General features: G+C 39.1%; 20 protein-coding genes and 3 pseudogenes. 12 read left to right on the forward strand and 11 right to left on the reverse strand.

Annotation, left to right across the window (positions count from 1 at the left end):
• Positions 1-107 precede the first annotated feature (107 nt).
• The 3 genes and pseudogenes from I6F10_RS18655 to coaBC form a co-directional block, all read right to left on the reverse strand.
• Positions 108-368: pseudogene (locus tag I6F10_RS18655) on the reverse strand (hypothetical protein); the annotation flags it as partial.
• 140 nt (positions 369-508) lie between these two features.
• Positions 509-1096 (reverse strand): nucleoid occlusion factor SlmA, encoded by a 588-nt coding sequence (slmA, locus tag I6F10_RS18660; RefSeq protein WP_004335558.1) that lies wholly within the window; start codon positions 1094-1096, stop codon positions 509-511.
• A gap of 111 nt (positions 1097-1207) precedes the next feature.
• Positions 1208-2401: a bifunctional phosphopantothenoylcysteine decarboxylase/phosphopantothenate--cysteine ligase CoaBC gene (gene coaBC, locus I6F10_RS18665; RefSeq protein WP_197099236.1), complete on the reverse strand. Its 1194-nt coding sequence runs from the start codon at positions 2399-2401 to the stop codon at positions 1208-1210.
• A gap of 144 nt (positions 2402-2545) precedes the next feature.
• Here coaBC and radC point away from each other — a divergent pair, with 144 nt between their 5' ends.
• The 3 genes from radC to rpmG all read left to right on the forward strand — a co-directional run bounded on the left by radC (position 2546) and on the right by rpmG (position 3898).
• The gene (gene radC, locus I6F10_RS18670; protein ID WP_007581936.1) at positions 2546-3220 is read left to right on the forward strand and encodes a RadC family protein; all 675 of its coding nucleotides are present in this window, start codon (positions 2546-2548) and stop codon (positions 3218-3220) included.
• A 274-nt stretch (positions 3221-3494) separates the two neighbouring features.
• Positions 3495-3731 carry a 50S ribosomal protein L28 gene (gene rpmB / locus I6F10_RS18675; protein ID WP_004335549.1) on the forward strand — a complete coding sequence of 79 codons (237 nt, stop codon included), beginning with the start codon at positions 3495-3497 and terminating at the stop codon, positions 3729-3731.
• Between the two features lie 11 nt (positions 3732-3742).
• Positions 3743-3898 (forward strand): 50S ribosomal protein L33, encoded by a 156-nt coding sequence (gene rpmG / locus I6F10_RS18680; protein ID WP_004335545.1) that lies wholly within the window; start codon positions 3743-3745, stop codon positions 3896-3898.
• Positions 3899-4098: 200 nt separating this feature from the next.
• On the opposite strand, the gene I6F10_RS18685 is transcribed toward rpmG, so the two are convergent.
• Entirely contained in the window at positions 4099-5025 is a 927-nt protein-coding gene (locus I6F10_RS18685) for a manganese-dependent inorganic pyrophosphatase (RefSeq protein WP_007581938.1), read from the reverse strand.
• A gap of 118 nt (positions 5026-5143) precedes the next feature.
• Here I6F10_RS18685 and I6F10_RS18690 point away from each other — a divergent pair, with 118 nt between their 5' ends.
• Both I6F10_RS18690 and mutM read left to right on the forward strand, forming a co-directional pair.
• On the forward strand, positions 5144-5659 hold the full coding sequence (locus I6F10_RS18690) for a hypothetical protein (protein WP_197099237.1): 516 nt from the start codon (positions 5144-5146) through the stop codon (positions 5657-5659).
• The gene (gene mutM, locus I6F10_RS18695) at positions 5659-6468 is read left to right on the forward strand and encodes a bifunctional DNA-formamidopyrimidine glycosylase/DNA-(apurinic or apyrimidinic site) lyase (protein ID WP_007581941.1); all 810 of its coding nucleotides are present in this window, start codon (positions 5659-5661) and stop codon (positions 6466-6468) included. The genes I6F10_RS18690 and mutM overlap by 1 nt, the downstream gene beginning before the upstream one ends.
• Before the next feature lie 101 nt (positions 6469-6569).
• Here mutM and I6F10_RS18700 read toward each other — a convergent pair whose 3' ends face one another.
• From I6F10_RS18700 to I6F10_RS18715, 4 genes are read right to left on the reverse strand one after another with little or no spacing between them, the layout of a single operon-like run.
• Positions 6570-7070 carry a DUF3299 domain-containing protein gene (locus I6F10_RS18700; RefSeq protein WP_004335523.1) on the reverse strand — a complete coding sequence of 167 codons (501 nt, stop codon included), beginning with the start codon at positions 7068-7070 and terminating at the stop codon, positions 6570-6572.
• Between the two features lie 17 nt (positions 7071-7087).
• Entirely contained in the window at positions 7088-8323 is a 1236-nt protein-coding gene (locus tag I6F10_RS18705; protein WP_197099238.1) for an ABC transporter permease, read from the reverse strand.
• A complete protein-coding gene (locus I6F10_RS18710; RefSeq protein ID WP_197099239.1) occupies positions 8320-9018 on the reverse strand; it encodes an ABC transporter ATP-binding protein in 699 nt (232 codons plus the stop codon). Before I6F10_RS18710 ends, I6F10_RS18705 begins: the two co-directional genes overlap by 4 nt.
• Positions 9019-9025: 7 nt before the next feature.
• Positions 9026-10096, reverse strand: coding sequence for a CDP-glycerol glycerophosphotransferase family protein (locus tag I6F10_RS18715; RefSeq protein WP_197099240.1), 1071 nt, complete (start codon positions 10094-10096; stop codon positions 9026-9028).
• Between the two features lie 178 nt (positions 10097-10274).
• Here I6F10_RS18715 and I6F10_RS18720 point away from each other — a divergent pair, with 178 nt between their 5' ends.
• The 7 genes from I6F10_RS18720 (at position 10275) to I6F10_RS18750 (ending at position 17815) form a co-directional block, all read left to right on the forward strand.
• On the forward strand, positions 10275-11378 hold the full coding sequence (locus tag I6F10_RS18720) for a phosphoribosylaminoimidazolesuccinocarboxamide synthase (protein WP_197099241.1): 1104 nt from the start codon (positions 10275-10277) through the stop codon (positions 11376-11378).
• Positions 11379-11500: 122 nt separating this feature from the next.
• Positions 11501-12163 (forward strand): methylamine utilization protein, encoded by a 663-nt coding sequence (locus I6F10_RS18725; RefSeq protein ID WP_197099242.1) that lies wholly within the window; start codon positions 11501-11503, stop codon positions 12161-12163.
• Entirely contained in the window at positions 12156-14471 is a 2316-nt protein-coding gene (locus tag I6F10_RS18730; RefSeq protein ID WP_197099243.1) for a bifunctional diguanylate cyclase/phosphodiesterase, read from the forward strand. The genes I6F10_RS18725 and I6F10_RS18730 overlap by 8 nt, the downstream gene beginning before the upstream one ends.
• Positions 14458-15291 carry a DUF3034 family protein gene (locus tag I6F10_RS18735; protein ID WP_197099244.1) on the forward strand — a complete coding sequence of 278 codons (834 nt, stop codon included), beginning with the start codon at positions 14458-14460 and terminating at the stop codon, positions 15289-15291. The genes I6F10_RS18730 and I6F10_RS18735 overlap by 14 nt, the downstream gene beginning before the upstream one ends.
• Positions 15291-15710 (forward strand): group I truncated hemoglobin, encoded by a 420-nt coding sequence (locus I6F10_RS18740; RefSeq protein WP_197099245.1) that lies wholly within the window; start codon positions 15291-15293, stop codon positions 15708-15710. The genes I6F10_RS18735 and I6F10_RS18740 overlap by 1 nt, the downstream gene beginning before the upstream one ends.
• A 222-nt stretch (positions 15711-15932) precedes the next feature.
• Positions 15933-16982 (forward strand): capsular polysaccharide export protein, LipB/KpsS family, encoded by a 1050-nt coding sequence (locus I6F10_RS18745; RefSeq protein WP_226929010.1) that lies wholly within the window; start codon positions 15933-15935, stop codon positions 16980-16982.
• On the forward strand, positions 16982-17815 hold the full coding sequence (locus I6F10_RS18750) for a sulfurtransferase (RefSeq protein WP_165744551.1): 834 nt from the start codon (positions 16982-16984) through the stop codon (positions 17813-17815). The genes I6F10_RS18745 and I6F10_RS18750 overlap by 1 nt, the downstream gene beginning before the upstream one ends.
• A 90-nt stretch (positions 17816-17905) precedes the next feature.
• On the opposite strand, the gene I6F10_RS18755 is transcribed toward I6F10_RS18750, so the two are convergent.
• The 3 genes and pseudogenes from I6F10_RS18755 to I6F10_RS18765 form a co-directional block, all read right to left on the reverse strand.
• Entirely contained in the window at positions 17906-18106 is a 201-nt protein-coding gene (locus tag I6F10_RS18755; RefSeq protein ID WP_197099246.1) for a hypothetical protein, read from the reverse strand.
• 46 nt (positions 18107-18152) lie between these two features.
• A pseudogene (locus tag I6F10_RS18760) lies at positions 18153-18560 on the reverse strand (integrase core domain-containing protein); the annotation flags it as partial.
• A gap of 21 nt (positions 18561-18581) precedes the next feature.
• Positions 18582-19065, reverse strand: a pseudogene (locus I6F10_RS18765) (transposase); the annotation flags it as partial.

The following is a 19065-nucleotide window of genomic DNA, read 5'->3' on the forward strand; positions in this document are numbered from 1 at the left end:
GTGTTGCTTGCAGTGCTTGTTCTATATTCACAAAAAAATCCGTAGTTAGTTTCCTAACTACGGATTTTGCATGATCGTTTGGATCGGTCAACCGGTCATTTTCTTAACTGATCGGCATTAGGCTTAGTGCCGCGTTCTACTTCTGCGATGAGTGTATTGCTTTGTAGTGAGTAAACTTGACCAGTTGCATTTCCACGATACGGCGTTGCACTAAAAGTGAGTACTTGACCATTGTCAGATAGTTGTGTGCTTTTAGCTGATTTAAAACTAAATACGTCTTTAAATTGTAGCGATTCTTTGGCGTGTATGCCGGTGCTAGTTAAGCTGGCAACGAGTGCCGTGCTTAATAAGGTGAGTTTTGTTTTCATTATTGATTCTCGTATTATGACATTGTTTCATTGTAACGAGTTTGGTTCATAATTCGAGCGGATCAGATAAATGGCAGCTACATACGACAAAACGACCCGCAGGTCGTTTTTTAGTATTCAATTTATTAATTTAGCAAACATTACAGCCAAATTTTTTGTAGCTCAAGCCATTGTTTTTCAAATTGAACACTTGGTTTTGCTTTAAAGTCGCTACGTACAAACTGATTCATTTTGCCTTCAACGTAGGCAAGTAAAAAGTTTGCAAGTGTAAGCTCATCACTTTGGAAGTTTTTACCTTCACGTAATTTGCGCTCACGAAGCACTTGTTTAAACTGAGTTTCTAGTTTTTCAAACAAGGTTTGTACACGTTCGCGTAAACGTTCCTGCTCACCTTGCAGAGCATCGCCCGTTAAAATACGAGTAATACCTGGGTTTTTTTCAGCAAAGGTTAGAAGTAATAATAGAATGTTATAAATGCGCGTTTGGCTTTCTTTTTCGTTTTCAATAATAATATTTATACGAGATAAAAGGGTATCTTCAATAAACTCAATTAAGCCCTCAAACATACGCGCCTTGCTCGGAAAATGACGGTATAGCGCGGCTTCAGACACACCCACCTCAGCAGCTAGTTTTGCTGTGGTGATACGTTGGCCTAAATTAGTTTCTAACATTTGTGCGAGTGCTTGCAGTATTTGCTCTTTGCGATTACTTCTTTTTGTCGCAGGCATGAACATTCCTTTTTATTAGTTATTCTTAGTGGCGCAGTTAAGAACCCTAGTCATTTTTTGTTCAAATGATTGGCGTATGTTAATGTTTTATTCAGTTTGTTTCCAGCCTTTTTATAGATGTTTAGCCAGCTGTTCGATCACCTTGCGAGCTATTTCTATTTTACTTGTTGTTGGTAATTCTAGTTGTTCATTGTGCCAGTACAGTGTTAAAGCATTATGATCGGAATTAAACCCTAAGCCGCTCTTTGATACGTCATTAGCGCAAATCATATCTAGATTTTTATTTTGTAGTTTACCTTTAGCATAGCTTTCTACATTTTGAGTTTCGGCGGCAAACCCCACAGTATAAGGACGGTTTTGTTTAAGGTTGGCAATAGCTGCAATTACGTCAGGGTTTTTAGTTAAAGTAAGAGTGAGTTCGTCGCCTTGCTTTTTCATTTTTTGAGTCGCAATGTTTGCAGCTCGATAATCTGCTACAGCAGCGCAGCCAATAAATGCATCTGATTGTGGTGCATAGGTAAGTGACTCAGTTAATAGCTCCTCAGCGCTTTCTATATTGATAAGGTTTACGCCAGTAGGGGCTTTTATAGTGACCGGACCCGAAATTAAATTAACCTTAGCACCGAGTTGCAAAGCGGCTTCTGCCAGTGCATAACCCATTTTTCCAGAGCTGTGATTTGATATAAAACGTACCGGATCGAGAGGCTCACGCGTTGGGCCTGCTGTTATTGTAATTGTTTTTCCTGCAAGTAATTGCGGTTGCTCTTCTGCTATACATAGCGCAACTAGCTCATGAGGCTCTAACATGCGTCCAGCGCCTATATCACCACACGCTTGCTCACCTTTACCCGGGCCCCAAATAAGTACGTTACGTGCTTTTAATGTGGCTAAATTAGCTTGTGTTGCTGCGTGTGCATACATTTGCTGGTTCATGGCTGGTGAAACTGCGACTTTTGCAGGCGTTGCTAGCAGTAACGTCGTTAGCAGGTCGTCAGCAATGCCGGCTGCCATTTTAGCAATAATATTACACGTCGCTGGAGCAACTAAAATTAAGTCAGCCCATTTTGCAAATTCAATATGCCCCATTGAAGCTTCAGCAGAAGGGTCTAGTAATGAGTCAGAGACTGTTTCTCCACTAACGGCTTGCATGGTCAGTGGTGTAATAAAGTGTTTAGCTGATTCAGTCATAACTACTTTTACTTCACAACCAGAGTCTTTTAATCGCCTAACGAGTTCTGCACATTTATAAGCTGCAATACCGCCGGTAATACCTAGTACAATTTTTTTGTTTGTTAAGTTAGTCATGGATGTTCATCAGTTTTTATTAAATATTGGGCTTAAAATAACAAATCTTTACCCATACAGCGAAGTTTTTTAATTCGAAATAACAGGCTAAATTTCAAATTTGCATTACATTTATAAGACACTTTCGCCTCTCAAGGATGAATAATGCAACTTACTTCACTACCAAACTCACTTCGACCTCGTGAAAAGCTCATAGCAAAGGGGGCTAAGGCGCTGACTGACGCAGAGCTTCTTGCCATATTTTTACGAACAGGGTTACCTGGAATGAATGTAATTGAGTTGGCTCAGCATTTATTAAACGAGAATAAAACACTTCATAATTTGTTTAATGCCAGCATTGAGGAGTTTTGCTCTCAAAAGGGGTTAGGGACCGCTAAGTATGTTCAGCTACAAGCTGTGTTAGAGCTAAGCCAACGTTATATGCAGGAGCGTTGCCAACGAGACGCCGTGTTTAATTCGCCAAACTCAGTTTACGATTACCTAACAATTCAAATGCGAGGCTTGCAACAAGAAGTATTTATGGTGTTATACCTAGATAGCCAAAATAGATTAGTAAAAGATGAAATACTTTTTTATGGCACAATTAATTCTGCCAGTGTTTATCCGCGTGAAGTGGTAAAGGCTGCCCTTAAAAATAATGCAGCCGCTGTTATTTTTGCGCATAATCACCCAAGTGGTATTGCAGAACCGAGCCAAGCAGACAAACTTATTACGAATAAATTGCAGCAAGCACTGCAATTGGTCGACATAAGTGTGCTCGATCACATCATTGTTGGTGGAGAAACGTGTGTTTCGTTTGCCGAGCGAGGCCTGATTTAGCTTTGTTAGATACAGAAGTGTGTTAAAAATGAGCTGTTTAACGTGTTTTGGCAAATTAGTTTAATTTAAATGCAGTTTTTACTTTCCCTAAGGGCATTCGATCTTTATAATTAGCCGCTATCAAATTTACATATATGAGCTGATTGGATAGATCAGTGTTTGATCTTTGCCTGTAAAAGCTGTATAAAGAGCGCCCTTCGATTTATCTCTAGGGCGGAAATACACGGCCTTAGATTAAATTAAGCTCGAGCGAAGTTATTGGAGATATATAGACATGTCTAAAGTATGTCAAGTTACAGGTAAGCGTCCTGCGGTTGGTAATCACCGTTCACACGCGAGAAACGCGACTAGACGTCGTTTCCTACCTAACCTACAAACACACCGTTTTTGGGTTGAAAGTGAAAAACGTTTTGTAACATTACGCACTACTACTAAAGGTATGCGTATTATCGATAAAAAAGGCATCGACACGGTTCTTACAGAAATCCGTGCTCGCGGCGTTAAAGTTTAAGGATCTGAATCATGCGCGATAAAATCCGTTTAGTTTCAACTGCCGGTACTGGTTTTTTCTACACTACTGACAAAAACAAACGTAACATGCCTGAGAAGATGGAAATCAAAAAGTTTGATCCAAAGATTCGTAAACATGTTCTTTTTAAAGAAGCTAAAATTAAGTAATTTTAGTTCTTTTAGAATTTAAAAACCCAGCTTAGGCTGGGTTTTTTGTTTTTAAAAATATGATTAGTGAATTGATATAAAAAAACCTCGTTGGCATAACCAACAAGGCTTTTAAATCAAAAAACGTTATACCAATAGCATTAAATTAGTGAGCTATTTAATGCGATAAAATAATCATGTTTTTAATAAAATTGGTATCATTATATTTTTGTGAATGCATCTTGTAGTGGTGGTACAACTTGCTTTTTACGGCTTAGTACACCATCTAACCATACTTTATCATTCTCTGGTTTTACACCGTAAGCCTGCTCAACTAAGTTTGCATCGTCAGATACAATTAGCATTTCTGAGCCTTCTTTCATTATATCGGTAAGCAGTAAAAATACAGAGTGGCGATTACCCTCAACTTTTAGCTTAGCAATATCGGCTGCAAGGTCTGCTTTAATATCGTCAAAAACAGCAAGGTCGATTACTTCTAGTTGGCCAATGCCTACTAGGTTACCGTTCATGTTGAAATCTTTAAAGTCACGCATTACTAAATCGCGTGCTGGTGTGTCTTCTACCGCAGATTTAACGCGGAACATATCCATACCCAATTCTTTAAAGTCTTCTACGCCTGCAATTTCAGCTAGCGCTTCAACACATTTAATATCGGCAGTGGTACATGTTGGTGATTTAAATATGACTGTGTCGCTTAAAATTGCACACATCATAATGCCCGCGATGTCTTTAGGGATTTCTACGCTGTAGAAGTCGTACATCATTTTAATAATGGTGTTTGAACAACCAACAGGACGAATCCAACATTCAAGCGGAGTAGATGATGTTAAGTCACCTAATTTGTGGTGATCTACCACACCAACAACGCGAGCTTGGTCGATATCATCGGGTGCTTGTGTTTTTTCTGTGTGATCTACAATATACACATCTTCACCCGCGTAGCTTAATTTAAGCTCTGGTGCTTCGAAGCCAAATTTATCAAGGATAAATTGAGTTTCAGGTGAAATTTCACCAAGACGAGTTGGAATTGCAGGCTCATCGATTTGGTTTTTTAAATAAGCCAGTGCAATTGCACCACAAATAGAATCTGAATCTGGGATTTTATGGCCCACTACATACATAGACATTGACGGAACTCCTTTAAATTTGCCGATATTCTAACAAAGTCTGCGGCCTTTAACATATAGACAGCGCAATTAAGTTTTAGTTACACTTTAAAATCTTGAATTTACTAGGTGTATTAATATGCGACTGGGCCGTAAAGGTTGGAACAACGTTATAATATTTTCGATGTTGATTATGATCTTCTTCTTAAATGGCTGGCATAAGCAACTTTTGGGAGGGGAGGATAAACCAGCGTTACAAGCCGTACTCCCCCAGCAAAGTTTTGTACTGACACTGCAATTTGTTGATCAAAAAATTGAGCGAATAGGAACAAGTTGGCGTACAACCCCACTACAAAAAGACATACCACTTGTGTGGCAAGCATCTGAGCAGCAACTTAGTGATTTAATTAACCAATGGCAAAGCGCGCAGTTAATGGGTGTTAACGAATCTGTTGTTTTTAATCCTAATGCACCTTTATATGTTGCTACATTTGAGTTGGCTGGCGAGAGTTTACCTTGGGTTTATTTGCTTTATAAAGGCGATGGGCAATATTACTTACTCGAAAAGAGTAGCCAACGAATACTCGCACTCGATTTAAAAACTGCACAGCAGTTATTTCCTAGTTTTGATTTTTCACAAAGTGAGTCTAATTAATGCCTGAATTACCAGAGGTAGAAGTGAGCCGAATGGGCATCACTCCCCACGTACAAAACCAAGTTGTTACAAAGGTAAATATTTACAATGCCAGTATGCGCTGGCCAGTGCCAGATGACGTGTATCAACTTGAAGGGCTAATTGTTACTAGTATTGAACGACGAGCTAAATATTTACTTTTACACTGTGAACTTGGGAGCACTATTTTACATTTGGGTATGTCAGGTAATTTACGTGTTGTAGATAAAAGTGAGCCGCTTAAAAAGCATGACCACGTAGAGTTTATTTTTGGTAACGGTAAAGCACTGCGCTTAAATGATCCTCGTCGCTTTGGTTGCTGCTTATGGCAAGAGCCAGGTGAAGTGCATAAGCTACTCTCTAAGCTTGGTCCTGAGCCGCTTACCGATGATTTTTTTGCTAAACGCGTGTACGAACAGTCGCGCAATAAAAAAGTACCCGTAAAGCAATTTATTATGGATAACGCAGTGGTGGTTGGTGTTGGTAATATTTACGCGAATGAATCGTTATTCAAAGCGGGTATACATCCAAAGCGAGAAGCGGGAAAAGTATCGCTCAAACGTTATCAAGCACTTATCCCTATTATAAAAGACACGCTTGCTGCGGCTATTATGCAAGGTGGTACAACGCTTAAAGACTTTGCACAAAGTGATGGTAAGCCTGGGTATTTTGCTCAAGAGTTATTAGTATATGGGCGCAAAGGCAAGCCATGTATGACGTGTGAAAACGAATTGGAAGAAATTAGATTGGGGCAGCGCAGTACTATTTTTTGCTCAAATTGCCAAAAGTAGTTATCTAGTTATCTAGTTATCTAGTTATCTAGTTATTTAAATTTTATCGATTCTAAATTTAATGATATTTAAGGGCCAGCTTTAAAAGCGGGCCCTTTATTTTAAAGCTCGAACGGTGCTACACCGACCGCTTTCATTTTATATCCTACCTGCGCTATTTCGCCCGACCATGTTTCAGTACTTATTATTCCAGTTACAACAATTGCGTCGTATAGGCTATCTATTGGTACTCCACCTTTAATTGTTACATGGACTATTTGATTTGGCGGTGGTGGTGGTACGTGTATACAGGCGCCAAAATAAGGAACGAGTAAAAACTCGGTAATTACTTCGCTATCGCCCTCAAGTGGCACAACAAAACCAGGCAAACTCACCGATTGGCCATCAAGTGCCTTTACCACTGGAGCATCTAAATCGGGTTGCACCCAGTTTTGATCGCTGCCTTCGTGATTAGCTTGTGCTTGAGTGTCTATTTGCATATGACCTTTGGGAATTAAGTCTTCCCAAAAAATTTCTTTTGGTGGATTGGCATAGCTCGCTACGCTTATAAATAATAAGCTAATAGCAGCAATGTATTGAAAAGCTGTTTTAAAAAATGTCATAAAATACCTAAAATTATTTATGCTTTTATACTCATGCCATCGCTGAGTGAATAAAAATAAGCGCGAGTAGCGGGTATTAAGCCAATAACAAAACCTGCGGCCATAATAACCCCGATTAAGCCCAGTTCATAGTAAGAGAGTATTGTGATATTTACGCTTATACCGGCATGGCTTTGTAAGTAACCGCCGGCTGAAAAAATAACTAAATAGTAAAGTGCACTACCCACTAGGCAACCAAGTAAAGTTGTCAGTAATGATTCAATACTTATAAGTGTAAATAAATGCCAAGGGCGAGCGCCTACTGAGCGCAATATAGCAAGTTCGCGACGTCGCTGGCTCAGATTTGCAAGTAATGTCGTTAACATACCAAGTAAGCTAACTAACACGACAACAGCTGAGAATAGTAATAGTATTTTTTCTACTATGGCGAGCATTTCCCATAACTCTTTAAGTGTTACGGTTGGCATAATGCCAAGCAGGGCTTCTGGCTTATATTGATTTATATTGCGCCTAATTTGTAATGTGTACAAAGGCGAATTAAATCCCATTAAAAATGCTGTAATTTGTTTTGGATGCCCAACTAGGTTGTTATCTTCGTCATGCTCAAGGCTCGCTTTACCGCCGTGAATTAAATCGATTGCAGCCAAAGGAATATGCAGCGTTTTATCAACTGGCGTGCCTGTTGGGCTTAAAATGCCGACGACTTTAAATGGGTTGTCGTCATGATGATGAAAACTGGTGTTCCCCATGCCGTGCGATATAACAATAGAGTCGTTAAGTTTGTAGCCTAGTTTATTTGCAACTTCGCTACCTAGCACTACTTCGTTAATTGCGGCAAAAGGGTGGCCTTTGTTAAAGGTTAGGTTTTGTTTTTTTGCAAAGCGATAATGGCTAAAGTAATCAAGTGTTGTGCCTAGTACCGCTTGGCCTTTATGGCTGTCGCCTAGGCTTATAGGTATGCTCCATTTTACGCCTCGCTGACTTGTTATGTATTCATAACTTTTCCAACTTACGCCGTTATTAGTATGGCCAATTCTAAATACTGACGAAAGCAGCAACTGTATATCGCCGGTACGCGCACCAACAATTAAATCAGTGCCCGAAATAGTATTACTAAAACTACTTTTAGCATCAATTCGTACACGTTCAATACTCAAAAGTAGCATTACACTAATTGCGATAGTAAATAATGTAAGCAGTACACTTGCGCGGCGATTTAATAAGCTTTTGTAAGCAAGTTTAGCGATTATCATACCTGCTCCTGCAAATTTATAAGGTCAATGGAGCGGTTAAATAAAGGCTTTAGTGTTTCATCGTGGCTCACAAATACCAGCGTACTATTAGATAACTTTGCTTGTTCAAACAGTAGGTTTATAAAGCTTTCACGGTTATTTGTATCGAGTGCAGATGTGGGCTCATCAGCAATTATTAATTCAGGGCTGCCTATAAATGCGCGAGCGGCAGCAACGCGCTGTTGCTGTCCAATGCTCAGTGTCGCTACATCTTTATGGTGATACTGGGCTGTAAGGCCTAAAGCATTTAATAACCGTATCGCTTCTTTTTGTAAGGCAGAGTTTTTATTTGATGATTGCTTTAATATTTTTTGTTTTCGACTTTTTGAAAACTCACACCCAAGCGTTATATTTTCAATAGGAGTTAAATAAGGAAGCAGGTTAAAGTTTTGAAAAATGTAGCCAATGTGATCCGCTCTAAAAACATCACGGGTGGTATTGCTTAATGTAGTTAGGTTTTGGTTTAAAATTGATACCTCACCGCTGGTGGCTGTATTAATGCCAGCAAGAATCGCTAATAAGGTCGATTTACCTGAGCCACTAGGACCGTGTAAAAAAATATGCTCACCTTTTTCTATAACTAACTCTTTTATGTTGAGCGTGGGTGAGCTATCGCTTTTATGCCACTTAAAAGTTACGTTTTTCAGGTTTATCATTATCCGATTACCAACCCCAGTAGTTTAGATCTTTACGCATTTTTAGCTGTCTTATTATATTTAATGGCTTGGGTTTTAGTTTTTCGTTACTTTGTAAAAATTCATTAGCTGCATTTAATACGCGTTGGCTAGATTGGCCATCGGTATAAGGATGAAGTTCCTGGCAATAGCTTTCAATATTTTGCATTAAATCACTAGGTTTAGTAAGCGCGTGTTCAATAGCTTCTTCTACTTCATCTGCGTCGGTAATATCAAGTAAATGAGGAAGTGGTTTTTGATTACAAAACGTGACTACCGGTTTACGTAGTAGTAAAAACATTAAAAGAACTGACGATGTATCGCACAGCATAACATCAGCAGCTTGCAGTAACGGCAAAACGTTATCGGTTTCAATAAATGTTAGATTTTCGTTACTCATCGCTTTATATTTATTAACCCATTCGGCAGGCATTTTAGGATGAAACTGCATCAAAATACGCCACTTACCTTGTTCACTAAAATGTTTTATTTGCTCATATAATTTAGGAGCAAGTGATAGCTTTCGTGAGAAAGTAGAGCATATAAGTAAAGTAGGGCGAGGGTCGTCGCTTACATAAGGATTATTTGAAGTATTGCTAAAAAGTGGATCGAGTGTTGGCCAGCCAGTTTCAGTTACTTTAAAGAAACCATGCTGCTTAGCTAGCTCTTTAAATCGGGTTGTTGTATTTGGGCCTTGCGTACAATATAAATCGTAACAACCACGAATAGTAAAATGACCACGATTACCTTCAGAGCTGCGCTTTTCAGAATTAAAACCATGAAATACAGCTACTTTTTTACCTGGAATAAAGCTAGGTACTATATTACCCGGTATAAATGTAATGTTTGGAGCCCAGCTTTTTACATCTTTTATGGTATGTAAACGTGGCTCGTCTGTGGTTAAAAAATCGGGGTTTACTTCGCTACCCGCTAAAAACCAGCGTACTTCACCACCATGTGCCAATATTTGCGCCTGCAAAGGTCTCAAGATAGCGTATGAATAATTCTGAGAAATATACATTAAGTATTTTTTATTTTTAGTGGCAGTTAAGTAGTTCAAGCTATCTCCTCAGGCTGGTTAGCACATTAAGTTTACCCCATTGCGACTCGCTTATAAATATATGCCTTTATTTGTTTTAAGCATCCGATTGAGCTTTGAGGTTGGCTAGATTATTATACAGCCTATATAACCCCATACCATACTTTGCTCAAAGAGCATCCCTAACCCCGGAGATAGCATGACTAGCTATAAAGTTTTAGACGTAAACGATGATTTACCCATTCGTACCAAAGGTGAAGTACATAGCGGTAAAGTTCGTTCAGTTTATTGGTTAACTGATGAAGACAGCGCTCGATTAATTAAAGATAAAGACTATCAAGTACCGACTGGTACTGAGCTTGCTATTATGGTTATTTCAGACCGAATTTCTGCATTTGATTGCATTTGGCAAGGCGAAAACGGTTTAAATGGCGTACCAGGTAAAGGTATAGCGCTAAACTCAGTGGCAGCCCATTGGTTTAAGTTATTTGATAAAGCGGGTCTTGCGGGCAATCATATTGTAGATATTCCGCATCCGTATGTGTGGATTGTACGTAAAGCCAGTACAGTAAAGGTAGAGGCAATTGCTCGCCAATATATTACGGGTAGCATGTGGCGCGATTACGCTAAAGGCATACGTAACTTTTGTGGTATTGAATTACCAGAGGGTTTAAAAGCGAACCAAAAGCTTGATGACGTTTTAATTACGCCGTCAACAAAAGGTATTATTGAAGGCGTTGCTGATATTCCGCCAGTTGATGATGTAAATATTACTCGCGCTAACATTACTAATAACTTAGATGTATTTAACTTTAAATCGGCAGATGATGTAACTAAATACGAAAAACTGTTAGTTGAAGGTTTTAAATTAATTAGTGATGAACTAGCTAAGCTTGACCAAATTTTTGTAGATACTAAGTTTGAGTTTGGTTATGTAGAGGATTTAAATGGCGCGCAACAGCTTATATATATTGATGAAGTAGGCACGCCTGATTCGTCACGTATTTGGGATGAAGCAGCTTACAAAGGCGGTAAAATTGTTGAAAATTCTAAAGAAGGCTTTCGTCAATTACTGATTAATAACGTGCCAGAGAGCGACGTATTATTAAATAAAGATCGCATGAGTGAGCGTGAGCAGTTAGCTAAAGATTATATTTTACCAGAATCAGTAATGCTTGAAGTGTCAAATACCTATGTTGGCATAGCGAGTAAAATTGTTGGCAGAGATATAGTGATCCCTGAAGATCCTCGCCAAGAAGTTATTACTATTTTAGATAACGATTACGGATTAATTGTTAAATAACAGCACTTAAGTGCTAATAAAGCCAGTAACTAAATCTTTATTTTTAGTTACTGGGCTATAATTCTTGCAATTAGTGCTCGTCTCTAATTAACTTAACCTAACATTAATGTTTAGGTATTGTTATGTTTGAACGGGCATTGCAAAAGTTTGCTAAAAGTCATTACTTTTTAGCTATAGGTTTGTTTTTTAGTCAGTTTGCTTTAAGTGCAAATATTGAATTAGTAATAGAAGATCAACACGGCCAAAAGTTATCAGGTGCAGTGGTTGAGCTTAATATTGCTGGTAAACAAGCCACACCATCAAATTTGCCCATTGCTATAATGGATCAAGTCCATAAGCAGTTTTTACCCGAATTATTAGTTGTACAACAGGGTCAAAAAGTTAACTTTCCTAACAGCGATAATATTCGCCATCATGTTTATTCTTTTTCACAAGCTAAGCCTTTTCAACTAAGATTATATTCAGGCCAACCAAAAGAGCCCATTACGTTTGAGCAACAAGGGGTTGTTGTTTTAGGGTGTAATATTCATGACTCTATGGTTGGCTATATTTATGTCGCTAACAGCGAATTCGTATATAAAACAGATAAAAAAGGCTATGTAAATTTGCCTATTAATACACTGCCTGCACAAGTGAGTGTGTGGCATCCATTTCAAACAGCATCATTGGAGAATAAAAAAATGATAACAATTAATTCTCAAAAACAGTTACAGATAACAGTAAACACATCAACTCCAGCACCTAGAAATACCTTTGGTAGTAAGTTTAAGGCTGGTAATGACTAATAGTTTACGAAATCGCATAACCATTTTATGTGTTGGCTTAGTGTTATTAACCACTATGGTCAGCTTGTTTAGTTTTTGGTGGTCTACGAGTAAGTTTCAAGAAGAAAAAGTAAATCAAGATATTACCGTAGCGCAAAATGTTTATAAGCAATATTTAAAGTCAAAAGAAAGCCTACTGTTAACCGCTGCAAAAGTACTCACCTCCGATTTTGGTTTTAAGCAAGCTGTAGCAACGCGAGATGCAGGTACAATCAGCAGCGTGTTGTTTAATCACAGTCAGCGTATTGATGCCGAATTAATGTTGTTACTTGATTTATCGGGTAAGCTAATTTCCGCCAATACTGACGAAGACGTTTTTGCACACAACTTAAAGCCCTTGATGGAAGAGCTTTTAAGTGCGCCAGAAGAGTCTAGCTTTGTGGTGCTTAATAACGAGCTGTATCAAATTATTTTATTACCTGTAAAAGCGCCACGTACAGTAGCCTATAGTTTGGTGGGCTTTAAAATTGACGACAATGTAGCCCATGAACTAAAAAGCTTAACAGGCATGGATGTAAGTTTTATAGGCAGTGATGACGATATTGTTATCAGTTCATTAGCTAATCGCCCTGAGCAATTTGAACCTGTTAGCTATTTTAGTACCGTAACCACATCGCGTTTTTTTGGTGAATATTTGGTGTATCGTAACCGAGAAATAGATTTACCATCGTTGTTGACCCATCCCATAATTATTTTACTGAGCGCCGATTTAACACAAAGTTATAGTGACTTCGAAAAACTGCTTTTTACACTTATTATTTTAGCTATTTTAACTATGCTAGTGGGTGTTATTACAAGCAGCCTATTTGCAAATAATTTAACTACGCCACTTACCCAACTAGCTGTAATAGCAAGGCAATTTGCACAAGGTAATTATACCTTTGAATTTAAAGGCCAAAGGCAAAGTACCGAAATAGACACGCTAGTCGCAGCGTTTGATAGCATGGGTAATGATATTAATCAGCGCGAGCAACAAATTAGCTTTCAAGCCCGTCACGACTCCCTAACAGGCTTTTATAACCGCTCAGCAATGCTTGAGGTGCTTGATGATGAGTTAGATTCATCAGCCGAGTACACGCTCGTTGCAATAGACGTAAAAGGTCTTCGCCATATAAACGATAAGCTCGGTCCGCGCATTGGTGATGACTGCCTAAAGGCCGTTGCTTGCAGAATAAGTGAGTTTTCGGATGAGTTAGGGGGCTTTCATGCCCGTATTGGCGGCGATGAGTTTTTAACTGTGTTTCCGACTGCGGCAGCGCGTGAACACAAAAGCGGTATTGTTGGCTTAATGGCACAATTACAAGCGTGCTACACCATTCAAAAACTAAAAATTAACTTACGCTTTAGTGCAGGCATTGTGCAGTATCCTACACAAGGTATTGCAAGTGATGACTTAATGCGCCGTGTGCTAATTGCAGTTGAAAGTGCTGCAAACACACAAGAGAGCATACATTACTATCAAAATGGCGAAGACGAAGCGCACTTAGAGCGCTTAATAATGCTTGATGAACTAAAGCAGGCTATTAGTGATGACGATGGTCAATTGTTTATGACTTATCAGCCAAAATTACATTTGAAATCGCAAAAAATAGATAAAGTTGAGTCGCTTATTCGCTGGCAGCGAAAAGATGGTAGCTGGGTTAATCCTGAACTGTTTATTGACTTAGCCGAGCAGTCGGGACTTATTGTTGAGCTTACTGGCTGGGTTGTTAATACGGTTGTAGCACAAGTAGCTGATTGGCAGTCTAAAAATATAAACTTACAGGCTGCAATAAATGTATCTGCGCAAGATATAGCATTCCCAGGCTTTCATGCTGCATTAGTTCGTACGCTCAAAAAGTACAAAGTAGATCCTAAGCTGATCACTATTGAGCTTACTGAACGCGATATGATCGAAAATGAAGAAAAAGGTATTAAAGCGCTCGAAAACCTAAAAGCAATTGGCGTTAAAATATCATTAGATGATTATGGCGTAGGGCAAACATCACTTGGCCGATTAAAAATGCTACCTATTGATGAGCTTAAGCTAGATAAGTGCTTTATCCTAAAACTTGATGAATCGCAAAAAGATCAATTTATAGTGCAATCATCAATTACGTTGGGGCATCAGCTAGGTTTCTCGGTTGTAGCGGAGGGGGTTGAAACGCTTGGCTCATTAAATTTACTTAGAGATATGCAGTGCGACCATGCACAAGGTTATTACTTAAGTAGGCCTTTAAAAGCAAAACTATTAGAAGAATGGCTGGAGGAATACTATGCAAAAGATTAAGTACTTATTAGCAAGTTTGTTTTTAATAGTTAGTGTGCCGAGCATTGCAAGCAATGGAAAACTGCTAGCTACGCCGGGAGTTTCTCAAATTGAAGGCAGTGGCGGCGGGGGGATTGTACCGTGGGCACAACTTGCTGGGTACGCAAGTGATGACGAATTTTCGGTAAATGGCTTTTGTAGCCGCGCAGATGTAACCGACTACACACTTGACGTATGTGGTGCACAACTTAATTTATTTAATCGTGTTGAGCTCAGTTATGCCCAACAGCGCTTTGATGTACCAGCACTTGATGCTGAAATAGAGCAATCAATTACAGGTGCTAAAATACGTTTGTACGGCGATATAGTTTACAGTGATTGGCCACAACTTAGCTTAGGTATTCAGCATAAATCACTGGATGATGGCAGTATTGCAACACTTGTAGGCGCAGAAGATACTAGCGGCACTGACTACTACCTCGCTGCTAGTAAATTACATTTAGGGGCCATTGCTGGTTATAACTGGTTTTGGAACGTAACTACACGATACAGCGAAGCTAATCAACTTGGTTTGCTTGGCTACGGTGGAGAAAATGGTAGTGGTAAAGTGCTATTTGAAGGCAGCACAGCACTATTTTTTAGTCGTGAAATAGCCGTAGGTGTTGAGTATCGTCAAAAATCAAATAACCTAAACTTAGGCGAACAAGATTGGAAAGACTTATTTGTAGCATGGATGCCTAATAAGCACGTAAGTGTGACAGCGGCTTACCTTGATTTAGGAAGCATTGCAGGGGCTGACGATCAAACAGGTTGGTATTTATCGGTAACAGGGTATTGGTAATGAAAAACGTTAGTATTTTTATAGTATGCGTAGGGTTGCTTTGTAGTTGTGCTAGCTCAACGGAATTATCGCTTTATCAAAAGCTGGATGGTAAAGCGGGCTTGGCTCGAATAGTCGATAGTTTTATTTATCAAATAGGTAATGACGAGCAGGTTATTCATTACTTTGAACACAGCAATATAGCGTACTTTCGCCAAGGATTTATTACTCATATGTGCATGCTAGTAGAAGGCCCGTGTACATACGATGGCGACTCTATGGTGGCAATTCATACTGGTATGCATATTACAGAGAAAGATTTTAATCATGTTGTTGATTTGCTTATAAATGCAATGAATGAGCAAGATGTTAGCCATAGCTTACAAAACGATATTCTTTCTAGAATGGCGCCACTTCGTGATGAAATCATAAAAATGTAACTATAAAGCTTTCAAAGTAATTATTAAGTAAAGGGAACCTTGCTTTGATTGCATTGTCCACATAGAATTATTTCATAAAAACAACAATTGGCAAATATAGCTTGTATGGCTTATCTATTTATTTCTCGCAAAAATGTACACGCAAAATACTATAAAAAAATAATCAAAAAATTGTCGATGAATTGCCAATTACACATCATGGGAGCGCCTAAGCTTTCTGCTGTGAAATATTTAAAAGATGCGTTCCAAGTTAATTTTACTGGTGTAGTCAACTCTCAGCTAAAACGTAAAAGAGCACGTAATACAACTTGGAATAATTCTATCATTACTGCGGTTTATAGTGCTGGTTTAGTTTTATTTGAACGATTACGATACGCTAAATATTTAGCCTTATTAACCGAGACTAATCCTGAATGCATTGTCATTTGGAACGGCAATAAACTTCCAAATACAACTGTCGCTATGGCTGCAAAAGCATTAGGTGTAAAGCAGTTTTATTATGAAAATGGTTTACTACCCGGTACAAGTAGCTTGGACCCTAGCGGTATTAACTATAATGCGTCGTTAAGCCGTGACCCTTCTTTTTACCTAAATTTTGACCCACAAAATAAGTTAAACTTTTCTGCGCCGGATTTAATTCCAAGAGCTGATCATAAAAAGCGCTGTGAATTTGAGTGCGCCGATGTGCCAGAACGCTATATATTTGCGCCTTTTCAAGTACCTCACGATACTCAATTAGCTAGCTTTTCTCCGTGGATAAACTCTATGGACATGTTTTACGACGAGGTGATTAAAGCCGTCAAAAGCTTAAATGATCCAAGTTTAAAAGTGGTTTTTAAAGAGCATCCGTCATGGCATAAACATTACGCTCATCTTTATGAAAAAGATCCGATTGCAATCTTTGCTAATGGAAATCAAACGAGTGATTTGATTAAGTGCGCAGAAGCCGTATTAACAATTAATTCAACGGTCGGCTTAGAAGCATTACTGCTAAATAAACGAGTTTTAACTCTTGGACAAGCCTGTTACAACATTGAGGGTTTGGTAAAGCATGCGAGCACTGCAGAGCAGCTTGCAGCAAATCTGAACGAAGTAATGCAGGGCTGGCAACCAAATACATTATTAAAGGATAAGTTTTTTAGCTTTATTGAACATGTATATTGTATTCCTGGCGTTTGGAAACACACTGAAGATAAACACATTAAAGCGATTGAAGCGCGTTTTACGGGTAATGATGAGTTTGCTAAATATCATGGTGATAAGGAATCGTAGTGAAAAACCTAATTAGCTGTCAGCAATTACACGAGCAACTCCACAACCCTGCATTAGTGATATTTGATGCAGGTATGCTGCGCCCAGGTGTTTTGGGGACTTATTCGCCGCAAGCAATGCTGCCCAACGCTAAACGTTTTGACATAAAAAACGAGTTGGCCGATAGATCAAACCCCTTACCAAGTACGGTATGCAGCGAGCAGCAGTTTACCCACGTAATGCAAAATGCAGGTGTAAATAACGATTCGTTTATAGTTGTATACGAAGATGGCGGTTTATTTAGCGCAGCAAGGGCGTGGTGGATGTTTAAAGCTATGGGGCACCACAACGTAAAAGTACTCAGTGGTGGCCTTAAAAAGTGGTTAGAGAGCGGTTACGCCACACAGCAAGGTTATAGCAAATCGTTAGGTAAAGGTGATTTTACGGCAAGCTATAATTCTGCGTATTTTATCAATAGCCAACAAGTGCTTAACGAAATAGATGAGCCCAGCACTGTATTGCTAGATGCACGTGCTTATAAGCGTTTTACAGGCGAAGAAAGTGAACCCCGAAAAGGCATGCGTAGCGGGCATATCCCAAATAGTCGCTCGTTGCCTTTTATGGATTTACTTAATAAAGGTGAAGCTAAACCACTTGCCGAAATTAAAGCGATATTTAGTGACGTAATCGGTGATGCGCGGCAGTTACAGTTTAGCTGTGGATCAGGTATTACAGCGTGTGTTTTAGCGTTATTTGCTACCGAATGTGGTTACAGTAATTTAAGCGTTTATGATGGTTCGTGGAGTGAGTGGGGTGCAAGTGATTCATTGCCCATCGCCACAGGAGAAAAGTAGATGTTTTGGATATGTAAAGCTTGCTCACGTTAAAAACGCAGCGCCTCTAAACCGGAGTTTCTCAAGTTAGTTGTCGCATCAAATTAAATTTTATGCCGCCCGCATTGCTTCTTTTTTCTCTGGATTTAAATTTACTTCATTGATCATCGTCCAATCTCGAGACTTTCCTGACCAACGACTTGGATTCTGTAATTTCGCCATCCCATTTACCTGATGACGTTTCGCTAGTATCGCTTCATCTAATCCTAAATGACGCTGGTTTGGCGTGACAAATTTAATACCGCTGTGCAAGTGCTCATCGTTGTACCAATCAACAAATCCGCTANCAAGTTAAATTTTATGCCGCCCGCATTGCTTCTTTTTTCTCTGGATTTAAATTTACTTCATTGATCATCGTCCAATCTCGAGACTTTCCTGACCAACGAATTGGATTTTGTAATTTCGCCATCTCATTTACCTGATGACGTTTCGCTAGTATCGCTTCATCTAATCCTAAATGACGCTGGTTTGGCGTGACAAATTTAATACCGCTGTGCAAGTGCTCATCGTTGTACCAATCAACAAATCCGCTAACCCACTTTCTTGCGCTACCCATGCTTTCAAAGGCTTTCTCAGGGTATTCCGGGCGATACTTTAACGTCTTAAATAGCGATTCAGAATAAGGATTATCATTACTCACAGACGGTCGGCTAAATGAAGGAACAATACCTAACTCCTGCAATGTCGCTAATAACGTTGCCCCTTTCNTTTTCTCAGGGTATTCCGGCGATACTTTAACGTCTTAAATAGCGATTCAGAATAAGGATTATCATTACTCACAGACGGTCGGCTAAATGAAGGAACAATACCTAACTCCTGCAATGTCGCTAATAACGTTGCCCCTTTCATTGGACTCCCATTATCCGAGTGCAGCGTGACTTGCTCAGGCTTTACCTGCTCTCGCCTGCAAATATCTACCATTAAATCGGCCGCCAGTGTGCTTAGTTGTGTGTCATGAACCTGCCAACCAACTATTTTTCGACTATAAATATCCATCACTAAATATAAGTATAAAAACTGACCTTTAACAGCTGTTGGCAAATACGTGATATCCCATGTATAAATTTCGTTTACACGTGTTGCCCTGAGTGCTTTTGGCTTTTTTATCTTTTTATTTGGTTTAACTTTTTCTCTGTGTGTTAATAATTTATGTGATTTCATAACGCGATAAAACGAGCTTTCTGATGCTATCCACACACCTTTATCCAATA

Source organism: Pseudoalteromonas sp. SWYJZ98 (assembly GCF_015864495.1).
In the GTDB taxonomy this organism is placed as follows: domain Bacteria; phylum Pseudomonadota; class Gammaproteobacteria; order Enterobacterales; family Alteromonadaceae; genus Pseudoalteromonas; species Pseudoalteromonas distincta.